12 protein-coding genes, 1 tRNA gene and 1 rRNA gene are annotated in these 17,433 nt (G+C 35.5%); 3 read left to right on the top strand and 11 right to left on the bottom strand.

Annotated elements, in window-relative coordinates; translation table 11 throughout:
* Both G600_RS0105935 and G600_RS0105930 read right to left on the bottom strand, forming a co-directional pair.
* Positions 1-60: ribosomal RNA gene (locus G600_RS0105935) — 16S ribosomal RNA — on the bottom strand; the annotation flags it as partial.
* Positions 61-522: 462 nt separating this feature from the next.
* Positions 523-1,086, bottom strand: coding sequence for a nitroreductase family protein (locus tag G600_RS0105930; RefSeq protein ID WP_027431125.1), 564 nt, complete (start codon positions 1,084-1,086; stop codon positions 523-525).
* A gap of 306 nt (positions 1,087-1,392) precedes the next feature.
* Here G600_RS0105930 and G600_RS0105925 point away from each other — a divergent pair, with 306 nt between their 5' ends.
* Both G600_RS0105925 and bioB read left to right on the top strand, forming a co-directional pair.
* A complete protein-coding gene (locus tag G600_RS0105925; protein WP_081669424.1) occupies positions 1,393-2,031 on the top strand; it encodes a biotin transporter BioY in 639 nt (212 codons plus the stop codon).
* Between the two features lie 15 nt (positions 2,032-2,046).
* Entirely contained in the window at positions 2,047-3,021 is a 975-nt protein-coding gene (gene bioB / locus G600_RS0105920; protein ID WP_027431123.1) for a biotin synthase BioB, read from the top strand.
* Positions 3,022-3,181: 160 nt separating this feature from the next.
* Here the strand turns inward: bioB and G600_RS0105915 are convergent.
* The 5 genes from G600_RS0105915 to G600_RS0105895 form a co-directional block, all read right to left on the bottom strand.
* Positions 3,182-3,269 (bottom strand) — tRNA-Ser (locus G600_RS0105915).
* 170 nt (positions 3,270-3,439) lie between these two features.
* Positions 3,440-5,146 (bottom strand): ABC-2 transporter permease, encoded by a 1,707-nt coding sequence (locus G600_RS13890; protein ID WP_034245711.1) that lies wholly within the window; start codon positions 5,144-5,146, stop codon positions 3,440-3,442.
* A gap of 141 nt (positions 5,147-5,287) precedes the next feature.
* Entirely contained in the window at positions 5,288-7,417 is a 2,130-nt protein-coding gene (locus G600_RS0105905) for a MucBP domain-containing protein (RefSeq protein WP_027431122.1), read from the bottom strand.
* Positions 7,418-7,923: 506 nt separating this feature from the next.
* A complete protein-coding gene (locus G600_RS0105900) occupies positions 7,924-8,481 on the bottom strand; it encodes a Fe-S-containing hydro-lyase (protein WP_027431121.1) in 558 nt (185 codons plus the stop codon).
* Positions 8,482-8,571: 90 nt separating this feature from the next.
* The gene (locus tag G600_RS0105895) at positions 8,572-9,414 is read right to left on the bottom strand and encodes a fumarate hydratase (protein WP_027431120.1); all 843 of its coding nucleotides are present in this window, start codon (positions 9,412-9,414) and stop codon (positions 8,572-8,574) included.
* A gap of 181 nt (positions 9,415-9,595) precedes the next feature.
* Here G600_RS0105895 and G600_RS0105890 point away from each other — a divergent pair, with 181 nt between their 5' ends.
* A complete protein-coding gene (locus G600_RS0105890) occupies positions 9,596-11,308 on the top strand; it encodes a GGDEF domain-containing protein (protein WP_027431119.1) in 1,713 nt (570 codons plus the stop codon).
* Positions 11,309-11,424: 116 nt separating this feature from the next.
* On the opposite strand, the gene gyrA is transcribed toward G600_RS0105890, so the two are convergent.
* The 4 genes from gyrA to G600_RS0105870 are packed head-to-tail and all read right to left on the bottom strand — an operon-like array spanning position 11,425 to position 17,417.
* Complete coding sequence (gene gyrA, locus G600_RS0105885) at positions 11,425-14,052, bottom strand: DNA gyrase subunit A (protein WP_027431118.1); 2,628 nt, start codon at positions 14,050-14,052, stop codon at positions 11,425-11,427.
* A 53-nt stretch (positions 14,053-14,105) separates the two neighbouring features.
* Positions 14,106-16,028 (bottom strand): DNA topoisomerase (ATP-hydrolyzing) subunit B, encoded by a 1,923-nt coding sequence (gene gyrB, locus G600_RS0105880; protein ID WP_027431117.1) that lies wholly within the window; start codon positions 16,026-16,028, stop codon positions 14,106-14,108.
* A gap of 48 nt (positions 16,029-16,076) precedes the next feature.
* Positions 16,077-17,177 carry a DNA replication/repair protein RecF gene (recF, locus tag G600_RS0105875; RefSeq protein ID WP_027431116.1) on the bottom strand — a complete coding sequence of 367 codons (1,101 nt, stop codon included), beginning with the start codon at positions 17,175-17,177 and terminating at the stop codon, positions 16,077-16,079.
* A gap of 24 nt (positions 17,178-17,201) precedes the next feature.
* Complete coding sequence (locus G600_RS0105870) at positions 17,202-17,417, bottom strand: RNA-binding S4 domain-containing protein (RefSeq protein ID WP_027431115.1); 216 nt, start codon at positions 17,415-17,417, stop codon at positions 17,202-17,204.
* Positions 17,418-17,433 lie beyond the last annotated feature (16 nt).

The following is a 17,433-nucleotide window of genomic DNA, read 5'->3' as shown; positions in this document are numbered from 1 at the left end:
TTGCATGTGTTAAGCACGCCGCCAGCGTTCATCCTGAGCCAGGATCAAACTCTCATAAAAAGTTTTACCTTAGCTTAGTTCTGAACGAACTAGCTTAATAGTTTCGTTTCCGTTTAACATTACTGTTATTAAGGATAATCATTTCAAAACAAAATTTGTTTTACGATTGATTACTCGCTTGAATATTTCAAAGAATTTTCAAGGTTGTCATTCTGTTCAGTTGTCAAGGTTCTTATCTTCAAAGCCTTGTGTTTACTGGCTTTGTTGATGTTTTTTGTCGTTGCTGTATCGCAGCGACTTGTATATATTATCATCTAGATAACTTAATGTCAACACCTTTTTTCATATTTTTTCGCAAATTTTCGATTTTTTAAAATCGTGTTTTTATTTCCACTATATATGGTGGAATATAAACTATACTCTACAAGGAAAGCCAAAAGAACCATCCCATTAAGGGATGGTTCTTTTGAAAGGATATACATTCTTTAATATATAATACTGGTTATTACTCTAGTTATAACTCTACTTTAATAGAACATCTTCTAATCTTCTTTTAGGTACATAGTGATTCATATCTTCATCTCTATAGTACTTTACGTCGTTATTTTGCATTTCAACTAGAGATACATTTTCCTTAGGATAACCAAGTGCCAATACGAGGTCGATCTTATAATCGGCTGGGAGATTGATTGCCTTTACTAGCTCTTCTCTTTTAACGTTACCAAGAATGCAGCCACCAAGGCCACGCTCTACAGCTGCCAACATTATAGTCTGACTAATTATGCCCTCATCTATATCTGCCTTTGTATCTTTATCGGTAGCAAGGATAATGTATGCGGCTGGTCTTTCATTTTCAATAGGACCATCCCAATCCTTTAGGTAACCAGCCCAGCCAAGGGTCTTATATACCTTTGCGGCCTCGACCTCTTCATATACAAGCTTATATCGTACAGGCTGGCGGTTGGCTGCAGATGGGGTGTTTCTTGCAATGTCCACTAGTTCTGTTAGTTCTTCTTTAGAAATTTTCTTCTCATTATAGAAACGTCTATAGGATCTGTTTTTGAGCACCATGTCTTTTAAGTTCATTTCATACCTCCCTGATTGCATTTTTGATTTTAGTGATTGCGCTTAATAGCATTGGTTTAACGTTTATTGTTAATGCTTATTATTAATGCTTAGTTTTATTGTAGGCATTTGGCAGGGTGGATGCAATAACTCTTTGCCAGTTTGAAAGGATTTGTGGCTTTCGTTATTGAATGATGGGATTTATGAATTGTTAACCTTTGATTAGTTTGTAGTTGACAATACATTTTTATAATGCTAATTTGATAATTAAGAGCGTAAATCTTCCCTTAAAGATTTGGCTCATTATAATTACTGGGAGGAAGATGTATGAAGAATCTTGTTACTAACGAGGGAATTTTAAAAGACGAGGCTACGGAGCTTAAGGCTTCAAAGCAGGAAGGGGAAAAGAAGGGATTGCTTTCTATTAAGACAATTGCAATGTGCGCCATTATGACTGCGCTTTGCTGTATTCTTGGACCTTTATCAATTCCTATTGGGGCTGTGCCAATTTCATTAACTGTTATTTCAGTTTACCTATGCGTTTACAGCCTTGGTTGTATTAAGGGTAGTTTGGCTTTCCTTGTTTACATGCTTTTAGGACTTGTGGGACTTCCTGTATTTTCGGGATATCAGGGTGGTCCAGCTAAGTTGTTTGGGGTAACTGGCGGTTATATTATCGGATTTATTTTTATGGCTTTGATTGCCGGTTTCTTTATTGACCATTTCTCATCTAAGCATTGGTATATGCATTTGGTGGGCATGGTACTTGGTTTGGCTGTATGCTATGTTTTCGGAACTGTTTATTTTATGCTTCAGACAAACATGTCTCTTCAGGCTACTTTAACAGTTTGCGTTTATCCATTCCTTGCTTTTGATGCAATTAAGATTGCCTTTAGTATGGTGGCTGGTATTGCAATTAGAAGAGCTTTGGCTGCTGCCCACTTAATGTCATACAAGAAGTTATAAGACGAGGATTTAAATATGGATATGATTAAACTTGCTAAGGAAATTATTGAGGGTAGACGCTTAAGTAAAGCAGAGGATTTGTCCTTTTTTGAAGATTGCGATTTAGATGATTTATTAAAGGGCGCAGACATGATTCGTGCACATTTTAACGGAGATAAGGTGGACTTATGCACAATTATCAATGCTAGAAGTGGAAAATGTAGTGAAAACTGTAAATACTGTGCCCAATCTGTGCATTATAAGACAAACTGCGAGGTTTACGACTTTTTAGATGAAGAAGAAATTCTTAATAACGCTAGAGAAAACTACAAAGCCGGCGTTGATAGATTTGCAATAGTTACATCAGGCAGGGCTTTGTCTGGAGAGGAATTTGAGAAGTGTCTTAGAAGTTTTAAATTGATTAGAAAGGAATGTCCAGGGCTTGGGCTTTGTGCTTCCCTTGGCTTATTGTATAGAGAACAGTTTGAGGCTTTGAAAAATGCTGGCGTTAGCCGTATTCATAACAACATCGAAACTAGCCCTAGTTTCTTTCCTAGCATTTGCACTAGTCACACAATTAAGGATAAGCTTAATACTATTGAAAATGCGAAACTTGCCGGACTTGATGTATGTTCCGGTGGAATCTTTGGCCTAGGAGAGAGTTTTAAGCAGCGTATTGAAATGGCCCTTACTCTTTCTAAGATTGATGTTGTCTCTATTCCTATTAATGTTCTTATTGCTATTAAGGGAACTCCGCTTGAGAGAATGCCTCATTTAGAGGAGGATGAGATTTTAAGATCTATTGCTATGTTTAAATATATTAATCCTGCTGCCAACGTTAGACTTGCTGGTGGTAGAATTCTTGTAGATAAAGCTGGTAAGAGGGCTTTTAATAGCGGAGCTAGCGCATCTATTACTGGAAACATGCTTACTACTTCCGGCTATACAATTGAAAGTGATAGAAGGATGCTTAGTTCTATGCACAGAGAGCTTGCAAAGGCTGCTAATTAAAGAGGTTGCCAATTAAAAGATAGATAATTGGCAGAACTGATAATTTGTGAGCTTGAGGATGATAATAAATAATACTTAAGGCGGACATTTAACATGTCCGCCTTTTTTCAAAAAGAAAAACCAGGAAGTTAATTACTAACTTCCCGGTTAAATTACTTAACGGAGCAGGAGGGATTTGAACCCTCGCGCCGGTTTCCCGACCTACACCCTTAGCAGGGGCGCCTCTTCAGCCTCTTGAGTACTACTCCAGATTCCGTAACTGCGCTCGCCAATTGTGTTATATATAATAAACAATTCTTGAACTTAATTATGAAATTTGTGCTAAACGCAAGATTTATTATAGCTTGACTGCATCTTATTGTCAACACAATTTTCTAGAATTATTTATATATTTTTGCTCATTTTTTCGTGTTTTTTCTTATTCTGCCATTAAGAATTTGTCCTCATAAATTCTTAATTTTACTGTATCTCCTACATTTACCAAAAGCATATCTAAGACGTCTGTGTACTTGGCATTATAGATATTGTTGTTCTGATCTACGATGTAGAGATAAGTATTTCCGTTATTATCTATTGTCTGCATCTTTGTAATAGTAATTTCTGTTTCTGTATATAAGCTCTCATCTATAGTTTCACTAGTTGTTGCCTCTGAACTATCATTGTTTGCTTCATCTAAACTAATGTTACCGCTTAAGAGATTCTTATAATTTTCGATACATTTTTCCTGAGTTGTGGCTGTGGCAACGATGTTGTACTGCGATACATTTACGCAGGCATACATTTTCACCAAACCAGACTTATCCTTTAATACCATGATGTATGTTGGGATGTCGTCGATTGTAATGAGGGATGGGAAGGATGCTTCGTAGCCCTTCTCCTGTACCTCGCCTTCGGCTGCGTTCATTGCCGAGAACTCGTCGGCGCCTGAAGCTTCGATAAACTTTGTCTGGCCTGTTCTTTCATTGGCAATGATGAAACCGATGTTGGAGCTATCGCCATTTACGGATGTGACACCTGTGTAAATGTAGATGTCATCGCCAATTGCGATATAGCCGTAATCTGAGGTTGATTCTTCTGAATCCTCTGTGACTTTACGGCATCCATTTTGTCCAATGACTGAGTTTAGGAAGCCTTTCTGTAACTGAGCGTAATTGTTGTACTGCTCAGCGATATAGTTTCCACCGTAAACTACGTCTACCCAGCTTGGAACGTCTGAAAGTTTGTATTTTGTCATTTCGCCGGTAATAGGATTTACAAGGATTGCACCTGTTACCTTCTTACCGCCAAATAAGCCGATTGTCTTTTTAATAACTGGTGCCACATACCATGGGTTGCCTTCTTCGTCCACCTCAAAGTGTGGTGTGTCAAAGATTGTTGTTAGATACTTCATTCTAATGTGTCTTTCAAGATCTTCTGAGAAGAAAGCGGATGGCACGTAAATCATGCCTTCTGAAAGCTCTGTATAATTGGCATCCATTGTTACTGGATCTACAACGACGTAACCTGGGATACCATTGTTTTTATTGTTAATCCATTTAAAGAAGCTTGCGTAAGATAAAGGCGCTACCTTAACTGGGCTTGTGTGAACATTTAACTGAGTGTAGGAATCATCTTCGATGTCGTACTGTGATACTACGCTTGAAAGTGTTCCGATTTCTCTGTCACCTAGCTTCTTTGCTGAATCAGTGTCCATAAGGGCGATTGCCGATGTATTAGAAACTGATGGCAAATCTGAGATTTCTCCTTCTTCTACCTGAAGAATCTTACTATATGCCTTGGCATTAATTAGCTTTGATGAGAAGAATGAGAATATAATCATTAGGGCTACAATTCCAAGTGCTATAAGGCTAGACACCTTTGTAAATGTGCCTAAGTCCTTGTAGTTAACTTTTGCCGGTTTCTTTTTCTTTGATTTAAAGCCTCTCGAAGAATAAGTTGCTCTTGCAAATATCTGAACGAACTGTCCAAATCCTGAGACAACTGTTGCTATTATGAATACCATTATTATGAAGAACCAGAAATCACCTGATGTTAGGTTGATTGGTGGTATGAAAATGTAGTACATAATAATGGATAACACCAATGTAATAATTGCTGATATTATGTGTGATAAATATTTTTTCATTTATCCTCCCTTTATTTAGATATTTTGTATTATTAAATTCAGTATATCTAAGGATTTTACATTTGTCTATAGTTAATAAGAACTAAAAAACCAGGAGCTTATAACTCCTGGTTTTCTAGTATCGGTTTAGTTTATTCTATATTATCTGTTAGAAACTTTCTTTCTTAATGTTACAACTACTGCTGTTGCTGCTGCAATAATCATTGCAATAACATATGTGAAAATGTTGCTATTATCAGATGTCTTTGTTGTTGAAGTAGAAATCATTGCGCTTCCTACAACTACTTCATCTTCATCAGCAGCGATTTCACCTAAGTATGTGTTATCAGCTGTAATTGTGATTGTCTTAATTTCTACGTAGTCTTCATCACCAGCTACTTCAACGATTGTTGGTTCTTCTGCAATATCTTCATCGCTTGATACCTCAACAATTGTCTCTTCCTCTGTTGATGCTAGCTCATCTTCATCTCCCGCAACTTCAACCTGTGTTTCAGCCTCTGTTGGAGCTTGTGTTTCTATTTCTGGCTCTGCTACTGTTTCCTCTGTTGAAGACTCAGTCTCTGGAACTGTTACTTCTGTTTCAGCTTCTGTTGGTGCCTGTGTTTCTGTTTCTGGCTCTGCTACTGTTTCCTCTGTTGAAGACTCAATCTCTGGAACTGTTACTTCTGTTTCAACTTCTGTTGGAGCCTGTGTTTCTGTTTCTGGCTCTACCACTGTCTCTTCAGTTGAGCTTTCTGGCTCTGTTACTTCTGTTGAAGACTCAGTTTCTGTTTCTGGTTCTGCTACTGTTTCTTCTTCATTTTCTAACTTAGTCCACTTTGCTGCACCATCGATATGCCAATTACCGCCGGCATTCTTCTTGATTACATACCACTTAATATCATCAAGATTTGTTGTATATGTATCTCCGTTATATGTTACCTGGAGAGTCTTTACTCCATTTTCAATAACAACTTTAACATTAACACCTCTAACCTGTGTTGTTACTTCTGTGCCATCTGTAAGATTTGAGAAGTCTACATCAATAAGATTTTCGATATTTGATTCATCTGCGTAAGTTATTTTACCATTTTCAGAATACTCAAAATCAAGTGTTATTGTTCCATCACCGTTAGAAAGGTCTGATGAAAATGCATTAGTATATCCTAAATCTCTATAAGATAAACCTGTTTTTTCTTCATACTTTAAGTAACCGTCTTCATCAGTAATGGCACCATTTGCCCAAGGCATTACAAGATAGAAACCTGTATTAGTTGCTGTTGCAACATGTTTCTGATATGTAAATACAATTACGTTATCCTGACCTTCTGTTAAAGTAATTGTCTGCTCTGGGTCAGATACTAAATCATAACCTGAAATTTCTTTAGCAGTTGCTGTTACGTCTTTACCGTAAATTAGGTATGAACCATCTGTTGCCTCTTCAACTTCTGTTGTTTCCTCAATTTCTTCACCAGTTGTAGCATCAACATACTTTACTGTATATGTTGCTCCAATTACACCTTCGTCGATCCAATTTGGTTCACCATCTACGTGCCACTTCTGATTTCTCGATTCTTTCTTAATTACGTACCAGTTAATATCCTTAACATAAGTTACATAGCTGTGATTATTATAAATAACCTGTAATGCTAATTCTCCATTTCTTTCTACTACTGTCATAGGAGAGTCAGCTCTATCTGTAATAATTGTATCTCCAAGAGTAAGATTAGAGAAATCATTAGTATAAAGGAAATTCTCTACATACTGATCTTCAGCATATGTTACTCTTTCATTTAAATTAAACTGATAAGGATTATTAAAAGCTAATGAAAGCTTTCCTTCTCCCTGAGCAATGTCTCTTGAGAAGCTGTATGTATATCCATAGTTTGTATATGATGCACTAGTTGTTTCATAGAACTTATATGTTCCTGGTAATGTCTTATTTGCCCAAGGCATTACTAAGTAGTAACCAACATCGTTTGTATAATCGTATGCATAATTATGATAATTATAATCGTAATTGCAATAATAATTATCATAACAATAATCAAAATATATCTTTCCTAAATTTCCAAATAGTTCACCAATATATAATGTCTTTGAATTAGTTAAATAGTTTGTTTCCCCATATGTTGCTTCACAAGTATTAGCAGTTAACGATTTCAAGTATGCCTTAGATGTCCCCACTGAATTACTGCTTAAATCTAAATACTTTTGAGATACACCAGCTACTAATGCAGCTACTGTAACGCCAAGAGTTGTTGCAACAAGAGTTTTTAATTTCTTGTTCATTCTTTTTCCTCCAAATATAAATCCTTTTCTAAAGATTTCTCACTTCACATGTGTATAGTACTTTAGTCATCGAAATCGTAAATACATAATATCATCATTATTTTTTCACAAACACACCATAAAAGGGGGGATAAAAAGATTTTTTGAAAGAAATTGTATAAATATAAAAACAATAATTTTAGCAATTGGTACTTATGTCCTATTTTTACAAAAAAATACGCGGTTTTTATACTATTTTTAAAAGAGCACACCCTTGTACTCCCCATCTAGCCTGGACTGTATTACACCCGATTACCACCGGAAACCCCCACCGGTTTAGACGTTTCCATGTTTAACAAGCTAGTACTTTATTACTAGATGCTTGTGACCTTGCCTTATTTTCTGGCTTGATTCAAGATCACTAAAATTTCTCTTTAGTAAAATTGCACAAAAAAACAGCTACAATATTTACATAAAAGATTCTCTCAAATGTAAATACTATAGCTGTCTATATTCTTTAATATAAACTAATCTTCTAAATTAGCATATTCTTTAATTGCTGTTTCATAGAGGTTGTTTCCTTCACTATCGATTACGACAATTACTGGGAAGTTCTCAACTTCTAGTTTTCTGATAGCTTCTGTACCTAAATCATCATAGGCAATTACTGTTGATGACTTGATACATTTTGATAAAATTGCTCCTGCACCACCTACTGCTGCAAAGTATACTGCTTTGTTAGCTACAATTGCATCAATAACAGCCTGGGATCTTTTGCCCTTTCCTATCATTCCCTTTAATCCTAGGTTTAATAGGTCTGGTGCATACTTATCCATTCTACTTGCTGTTGTTGGGCCAGCAGAACCTATTGGTCTTCCTTCTCTTGCTGGAGATGGACCCATGTAATATATAATATTATTAGTAAGGTTTATTGGCAAGTCTTTTTTGGCCTCTAAACATTCTGCCATTCTTTTATGGGCTGCGTCTCTAGCTGTATAAATTGTTCCAGTGATGTAGACATAATCACCACTTCTTAAACTCTTTGCGTCTTCGTCGCTTATTGGGGCATTAATATATTTATCCATGTTTATCCTTCCTTTTATCAACATTATTTTGAAAATGTTACGATCTAATCCACATTTTTAATTCTTATCAACATATTGCTTGGTTGATAATTATAATACTCTGTGAGAATGTCTGTTAACGTGGCAACATATATTAATTCCTACTGGTAGGCCAGCGATATGTGTTGGATAGGTTTCGATATTAACTGCTAGTGCAGTCTTTGTTCCGCCTAGTCCTCCTGGGCCAATTCCTAGTTTATTGATCTTTGTTAGCATTTCTTTTTCTAGGTCTCTAACATATTCAATTGGTGACTCTTCGTCTAGGTCACGAGTTAGAGCCTTCTTTGCTAGGAGTGCACATTTTTCAAAAGTTCCTCCAATACCTACGCCAACAACCATTGGTGGACAGGCGTTAGGACCGGCATCTTTAACAGCTGTTAGAATTGCATTCTTTACACCTTCGATTCCATCTGCTGGCTTTAGCATAAATACGCGGCTCATGTTCTCACTACCAAAGCCCTTTGGAGCGACGGTAATATCAACCTTGTCGCCTGGAACTATATTAAAATGGATGATTGCTGGGGTATTGTCCTTAGTGTTCTCGCGGTAAATTGGATCTTTTACCACGGATTTTCTAAGGTAGCCTTCAACGTAACCCTGGCGCACACCTTCATTGATTGCATCTGTGATATCACCGCCAACTAGATGAACGTCTTGTCCAACGTTTATGAAAACTACTGCCATTCCAGTATCCTGGCAGATTGGTATCATCTCGTCTCCAGCGATTTGTAAATTCTCTTTTAACTGGTTTAAAACCTGCTTTCCGAGTGGGGATTTTTCTTCAACGACAGCCTCATTAAACACCTTTGCCATATCTGGTGTTAAAAAATGATTCGCCTCGATACACATTTCCTTAAGATTCTGTGTAATTAATGATACATTAACTTCTCTCATAATTTTTTCCTTCCTAGATGAGAATAGTCTAACTTATCAGACTAGTATAACGCTAATTATTATATCTGTTTAAATTAAAAATAGCTATACTTTAATAGTAATTTTTATCGGTATATGATATACTTTTGACGCGTAGAAATAAAATGGGGATTGTAAATTTATTTACAACGTGGGTTATAGTATGAATGATAGTTATATTCACAACTTAATAGTTAATTCAGAAACTTTTGATATTCTTTCTGCTGATTCTGAATTTTATAATTTTATGGGTGAACGACTTTATTTTACTTTTGAAAAATTTATTGGAGAAAGTGACCTTGAGCTTTTTAAATACAAGGTTTTAAGTAAGGATTCATCTTATTTTATTATAAAAATGTATTCACAGATTGGAACTTTACTTGATTATATTATGAAAATTTCACCTGGTCCAAACAAGAGCCAGATTGCTATTAAGTGTGTTGAAATGAACAAACTGATTGATGAGCATATGCAGCTTATTAAACATCAATCAGTGGATTACAATGTTTTAAATCTTTATAATGACAAGATTTTAGTTTACTATCCTGATAAGATGGATGTTGTAATTTATGAGCCAACTATTGATGGCAGGGATTATGAGGTTATATCTCTTGAGGATTTTTCAAAAAGAATTCCTGGAGATTCTAATAGATTGATATCTTCCCTTAAAAATGGAGAATCGTCTTTTGAATACATTTTCGATGACGATAATTCGGAAGATCTTGTACAAGTTAGAGGTATGTCAATTTATAACAATGGCGAGTTTTTAAGAGCTACTGGTTTTATTCATAAGAATACTAGAGCGATTACTACAACTACTAATAAGCCAATGATTGACTCATTAACTGGTACATTAACTAAAAACGAAATTACTAATTATGCTGTAAAACAGATAGATATTGAGCACCGCGAAGGTACTACAATTGCTATTATTGATATTGATTATTTTAAAAATGTTAACGATAGCCTTGGTCACTTAAAAGGTGATGAGGTTTTACGTTCCATTTCAGATATCATAAAGCAACAGGTTGGAAATGCCGGAATTGTAGGACGTTTCGGTGGTGATGAATTTTTCGTTGTTCTTCATAATGGTTATAACGAGGAAAAAACTAGAGAAATTTTACGTAGTTTAAAGAATATTGTAAACGCAACTTATGCTCCTAATGATGAGGGAAAACCAGTGGTTTCACTATCTATTGGCTGTGCCTGTTATCCTAAGGATGCTGATAACTATACAGATTTATTTACCATCGCAGATTATTGTTTGTATGTTGCTAAGGACCTTGGTCGAAACAGATATATTATTTATACACCTGCAAGACTTAAGTCTTTGGAGGAAATTAAGCAGGATTCTGCTACTAATCATGATTTAAATATTGATGGTCGTAACAATTTAAATCTTAGCGAGGTTTTATGTAAGCTTTTTGCTAAGTTAACTGATGATGAGGAAGTCGGAATCCAGGAGGTTCTTGATGCCTTTAGTTATATTCAAAATTTCCAGAGAGTTATAATTTATGATGAAAATGCTAGACCTGTTCATATTGCTAGTCGAAATAATTTTGATAGAGAGGTCATTGAGGCCTGTTCAAGTTATATTCTTGATGAGGACTTAAACAGTATTTATCAATATGACAATGTATTGTTGATTAATAATATTTCAATTCTTAACAATCATGCGCCGGCTGTCTATGAACCACTTAAAAAGCAAGGAGTTCAGGCTTTTATTCATATCAAGTTTAAGGATAAGTATAATCATAGATACATTTTATCAATTGAAGCAACTAAGATAAGAATTACCTGGGATACTAATAATATCCACAATTATCGTCTTATGGCTAAGATCTGCGCCTATGTTATCAACAAATATGGCTTATAGGATCTTAATATGTTGAAAAAGTATAGAATTTAATATAAGTATTAAAAAACCCCACTAGTTTAAACTAGCGGGGTTTTTATTTAGAAACTATGAGTTAAATCACAATTTAACTTAAATTATTCTTCGTCTTCTTGATCTTCCTTAGCTCTATCTAATAATTCATCAAGGGAATTATCTAATTCGCTAGCTGCTTCAGTCTCTGTTGTATCAGTTGCAGATTCTACTGGCTTTAAAATTTCTTCATCATCAGCTTCTTCTGATTCAAATCCTTCAACATCATCACCTGATTCATTAGCTGGCTTCTGTCTTACCTTAGCTAGTGAAGCTACATTTACACCATCATCTAAGTTAATTAACTTAACACCTGATGTAATTCTCTTAAGCTTAGAAATATCTGAACACTTAAGTCTAATAATAATACCTTCTGTAGTGATTAACATGATTTCTCTATTCTCATCTACAGCCTTTGCACCTACAACATTACCTGTCTTCTCAGTAATCTTGTAGCACTTAACACCTTTACCGCCTCTATGCTGTACAGCATATTCTTCGATATCAGTTCTCTTACCCATACCATTTTCAGATACGATAAGCATTTCACTACCCTGGCTATTGAGCTGAACGCCAATAACTTCATCCTGGTCATTAAGGTTCATACCAATGACACCCATTGCTGAACGTCCTGTTGGTCTTACGTCTGTAATCTTAAATCTGATACACTGACCAAACTTAGTAACCATGAGGGCTTCTGTATTATCATCTGTTAATTTAACTTCGATTAACTCATCGTCATCTCGTAAATTAATAGCCTGAATTCCTGTCTTTCTAATATTGGCAAATTCTCTAACTGGTGTTTTCTTAACAATACCATTCTTAGTTGCCATAAAGAGGTAATCCTTATCCTGTAACTTCTCAACCTTAACTGGTACAACTGCAGTGATTGTCTCACCTGGCTGTAACTGTAAAAGGTTAATTACTGCTGTACCTCTTGAAGTTCTTGAAGATTCTGGAATCTCGTATGCCTTTAACTTATAAGCACGACCCTTATTAGTAAAGAATGTAAGTGTATGATGAGATGTTGTCATGAATAAATCTTCAATATAATCTTCATCAATTGTCTGCATTCCCTTAATTCCCTTACCGCCTCTGTTCTGAGACTTGAAATTATCTGGAGTCATACGCTTTACATAGCCTAAGTTAGTTCTTGTAATAATGCATGGCTCATCTGGAATAAGGTCTTCCATTGATAAATCGAATTCATCAAATCCGATAGATGTTCTTCTATCATCACCGTACTTATTAGCGATTTCCTGAATTTCTGTCTTAATAACGCCAAGTAATAACTTCTTATCTCCAAGAATTGCCTTGTATTCTGCAATCTTTTCATGAAGTTCTTTTAACTCAGCTTCGATCTTATCACGCTCTAAGCCTGTAAGAGCACGAAGTCTCATATCTACAATTGCCTGAGCCTGAGCTTCTGTTAAAGCAAATTCTTTAATTAAGCCTTCCTTGGCAATTGTTACATTTGCAGAACCTCTAATAATTGCAATGACTCTATCGATATTGTCGAGGGCAACCATTAAACCTTCTAAAATGTGTGCTCTTTCCTCAGCCTTGTTTAAATCATACTGTGTTCTTCTTGTTATTACTTCTTCCTGGTGAAGTAAGTAATAGAATAACATATCATGTAAATTTAAAACCTTAGGTTCGTTATTTACAAGAGCAAGCATGATTACACCAAATGTATCCTGTAACTGAGTATGCTTATATAACTGATTTAAGATGATATTAGGATTTACATCACGTCTAAGTTCGATGGCAATTCTCATACCTTCTCTATCTGACTCATCACGTAAATCTGTAATACCGTCAATTCTCTTATCTCTTACTAATTCTGCAATTTTCTCAATAAGCTTAGCCTTGTTTACCATGTATGGTAATTCTGATACAACAATTCTATTCTTACCATTTTGCATTGGCTCAATATTAGTAACGGCACGTACTTTAAGCTTTGCACGTCCTGTTCTATAAGCCTCTTCGATTCCTAACTTACCAATGATTGTACCACCAGTTGGGAAATCAGGGCCCTTTACTATTTCTAAGATTTCTTCCATAGAGGTATCTCTATCTTCTAAAATCTTATTATCTATCATCTTTACTACAGCAGCTACTACTTCTCTTAAATTGTGAGGAGGAATATTAGTGGCCATACCTACAGCAATACCTGAAGTACCGTTAACTAAAAGGTTTGGGTATCTTGATGGTAATACTGTTGGCTCTTTTTCTGTCTCATCAAAGTTAGGGATAAAATCTACAGTATCCTTGTTTAAATCTCTAGTCATTTCCATAGAGATTTTACTAAGTCTAGCTTCAGTGTATCGCATAGCTGCGGCGCCATCGCCATCCACTGAACCAAAGTTACCATGTCCATCAACTAAAGGATATCTTGTATTGAATTCCTGAGCTAACTTAACTAAGGCTTCGTAAATTGAAGAATCACCGTGTGGGTGATATTTACCCATTGTATCACCGACAATACGCGCACATTTTCTGTGTGGCTTGTCAGGTCCATTATTTAACTCTATCATTGAATACAAAATTCGTCTTTGTACTGGTTTTAACCCATCTCTTACATCGGGTAAAGCTCTAGATGCGATAACACTCATGGCATAATCGATGTAGTAATTCTGCATCGTTTTATTCATATCTACTTCTTGAACTTTATCAAAGATATGCTCATCCATTATTTTATGTCCTTTCTAGAATTTATAGTAATTCATGTATATATTTTAAGTTACTAGATATCTAAGTTCTTTACGTACTTAGCGTTAGCCTCGATAAATTCACGTCTTGGTTCTACCTTGTCACCCATAAGTGTTGAGAATGTTACATCAAGTTCTGATTCATCATCATCTTCCATTCCAACTCTTAAAAGTATTCTCTTTTCTGGATCCATAGTTGTTTCCCATAACTGTTCAGCATCCATTTCACCTAGACCCTTATATCTTTGAACCTTATTAGACTGGTCACGGCCAATTTCTGTCATAATCTTGTTTAATTCGTCATCATTATAGGCATACCAAACCTTCTTATTCTTCTCAATCTTATAAAGAGGCGGTTGAGCAAGATAAACATGACCTTGTCTAATAAGTTCTGGCATAAATCTGTAAAGGAATGTTAAAAGTAATGTTGCAATATGAGCACCATCAACATCGGCATCAGTCATGATAATAATCTTGTGATATCTAAGTTTAGAAATATCAAAGTCTTCATGAATACCTGTACCAAATGCAGTAATCATTGCCTTAATTTCTGCATTTCCTAAAATTCTATCAAGTCTTGCTTTCTCAACGTTAAGGATCTTACCTCTTAGTGGTAGGATAGCCTGTGTTGCTCTACTTCTAGCAGTTTTAGCTGAACCACCGGCTGAATCACCCTCAACGATGTAAATTTCACAATTCTTAGGATCCTTATCTGAACAATCAGCTAATTTACCTGGAAGTGAAGTACTCTCAAGAGCTGTCTTTCTTCTTGTTAAATCTCTAGCCTTTCTTGCAGCTTCTCTTGCACGCTGTGCAAGTAAAGATTTTTCACAAATTGACTTAGCAACCTGTGGATTCTGCTCAAGGAAGTAAGTAAGCTGCTCACTTACAATACTATCCACCGCACCTCTTGCAACAGAGTTTCCTAACTTCTGCTTAGTCTGACCTTCAAACTGAGGATCTTCAATTTTAACTGAAACAATAGCAGTTAAACCTTCACGAATATCATCACCAGATAACTGAGGATCAGAATCCTTAAGGATTTTAGCTGTTCTTGCATAGTCATTAAATGTCTTAGTTAAGGCATTTCTAAAACCTGTAAGGTGAGTACCACCTTCAGGAGTCTTAATATTATTTACAAATGAATCGCAAACTTCGTTAAATCCATCGTTGTGCTGGAAGGCAACTTCCACCTGAACCTTGTCTTTAACGCCTTCGCAATAAATAATTTGTTCGTAAAGTGTGTCCTTACTCTTGTTTAAGTAAGCAACAAACTCCTTAATACCACCTTCATAGTGGAAAGTCATTTCACGTTCTTTACCTTCACGTAAATCAGATAAAACAATCTTGATACCCTTTGTTAAAAAGGCCATTTCTCTAAGTCTTTGCTTTAAAATATCAAAATCATATTCTGTTGTTTCCTGGAAAATTTCAGGATCAGGAAGGAATGTAACTTTAGTTCCTGTTTCTTCAACTGGGCAATCACCAACAATCTTAAGATCATAGCAAATGTGACCTCTTTCGTATCTTTGCTGATAGATATGTCCATTTCTCTTAACCTGAACTTCGAGCCAACATGACAAAGCATTAACTACAGATGCACCTACACCGTGTAGACCGCCGGATACTTTGTATCCGCCACCGCCGAATTTTCCGCCAGCATGAAGAACTGTATAAACTACCTCAATCGCTGGTCTTCCTGTCTTATGATTAATATCTACAGGAACTCCTCGACCATTATCTACTACTGTTATTGAATTATCTGAATTTATGAAAACATTAATTGTATCACAGTATCCTGCTAGTGCCTCATCAACTGCATTATCTACTATCTCATATACTAGATGATGAAGTCCTCTTCCAGATGTAGTTCCAATATACATACCTGGTCTTTTTCTTACAGCCTCGAGACCTTCCAAAACTTGGATTTGATCTCCACCATAATTCTGCTCTGCCACTATGATTCCTCCTTCTATGTACTACTTTAATTTATCAATTTATAGGTCTTAGTCTTCTTCCTTGTAGTCAAAAACCTGACCGTTAACAACTCTAAATATCTTATTAACGTCTATTCTTGAATTGATAAATTCGTCTAGACCTGTACAGGTAATAATTGTTTGAATATCACCTATGCTGTTAATAAGAAAATTTTGTCGATTGCTATCTAATTCAGATAAAACATCATCTAGTAAAAGTATCGGTGTATCCTTGATGATTATCTTAACTAGTTCAATTTCTGATAGTTTTAGGGAAAGGGCTGCTGTTCTTTGCTGTCCCTGGGAGCCAAACTTTCTAACATCCTGTCCATTGATATAAAAAACTAAGTCGTCTTTATGAGGTCCAACATTAGTAACTTTATATCTTAGGTCTCTGTCTCGACTCTCAGATACATTTTCATAAAAATTATCTTCTGAAACATTAGGAATATACTTGATTTCAAGCTTTTCCTTACCACCAGTAAGCTTACTATGAATATCAGCAACAATTTCGTTTAGCTGATTAATAAATCTTACTCTTCCCTTTATTATCTCTTTACCAAACTTTACTAATTGTATATCCCAAATATCCAGTGTCTCTAGGGATTCTTTTGATGGATTAAAGGATATATCTTTTAAAAGTTTGTTTCGCTGATTAACTACTTTGTTGTAATTAACAAGGTTACTTAGATAGATTTTATCCAACTGGCTAAGTTCCATATCCATGAACCTTCTTCTCTCGCTAGGACCATTTTTAATAATATTTAAATCCTCCGGAGAGAAAAGCACTATGTTAATTATACCAAATAATTCCACAGCTTTCCTTATTGGAATTCCATTTATTGCAATTCCTTTAGATTTTCCATGCTTAAGGTGCATATCGATACGATAGTTTATGCCGTTTTTCTTAACATTCACTTTAATATGAGCTTCGCTTGTACCAAGCTTAATAATTTCTTTATCCTTACTTCCTCTATGTGACTTTGAGGTTGAACAAAGATAAAGGGATTCTAAAATGTTAGTCTTACCCTGAGCATTATCGCCATAAATAATATTAACATTGCTATCGAAATTAATATTTAAAATTTCATAATTTCTGAAATTCTTTAAATCAATTGATTCTACAACCACTTTGCACCTGCTTAAATCTTATTATTAATTATTAGCTTTAATAGTAAACTGCTGATTGTTGTATTCAACTACATCACCATCGTAAAGCTTCTTGCCACGCTGAGTTTCAACGTTACCATTTAACTTTACCTGGCCATCCTGAATAACAATCTTTGCTTCTACTCCTGACTCTACTAAACCTGCAAGTTTTAAAGCCTGACCAAGTTTAATAAACTCATCTCTTAATTGAACTACTTCCATACTTTACCTTCTAACC

It is taken from the genome of Lachnospira multipara ATCC 19207, from assembly GCF_000424105.1.
GTDB lineage: Bacteria > Bacillota > Clostridia > Lachnospirales > Lachnospiraceae > Lachnospira > Lachnospira multipara.
The sequence above is the reverse complement of the archived record's forward strand: the minus strand, read 5'-3'. Positions and strand labels throughout refer to the sequence as shown.

Coding starts and splice junctions, on each gene's coding strand:
- G600_RS0105930 (WP_027431125.1), bottom strand. CDS start 1,086: ATGAACTTAAAAGACATGGTGCTCAAAAACAGATCCTATAGACGTTTC.
- G600_RS0105925 (WP_081669424.1), top strand. CDS start 1,393: ATGAAGAATCTTGTTACTAACGAGGGAATTTTAAAAGACGAGGCTACG.
- bioB (WP_027431123.1), top strand. CDS start 2,047: ATGGATATGATTAAACTTGCTAAGGAAATTATTGAGGGTAGACGCTTA.
- G600_RS13890 (WP_034245711.1), bottom strand. CDS start 5,146: ATGAAAAAATATTTATCACACATAATATCAGCAATTATTACATTGGTG.
- G600_RS0105905 (WP_027431122.1), bottom strand. CDS start 7,417: ATGAACAAGAAATTAAAAACTCTTGTTGCAACAACTCTTGGCGTTACA.
- G600_RS0105900 (WP_027431121.1), bottom strand. CDS start 8,481: ATGGATAAATATATTAATGCCCCAATAAGCGACGAAGACGCAAAGAGT.
- G600_RS0105895 (WP_027431120.1), bottom strand. CDS start 9,414: ATGAGAGAAGTTAATGTATCATTAATTACACAGAATCTTAAGGAAATG.
- G600_RS0105890 (WP_027431119.1), top strand. CDS start 9,596: ATGAATGATAGTTATATTCACAACTTAATAGTTAATTCAGAAACTTTT.
- gyrA (WP_027431118.1), bottom strand. CDS start 14,052: ATGGATGAGCATATCTTTGATAAAGTTCAAGAAGTAGATATGAATAAA.
- G600_RS0105870 (WP_027431115.1), bottom strand. CDS start 17,417: ATGGAAGTAGTTCAATTAAGAGATGAGTTTATTAAACTTGGTCAGGCT.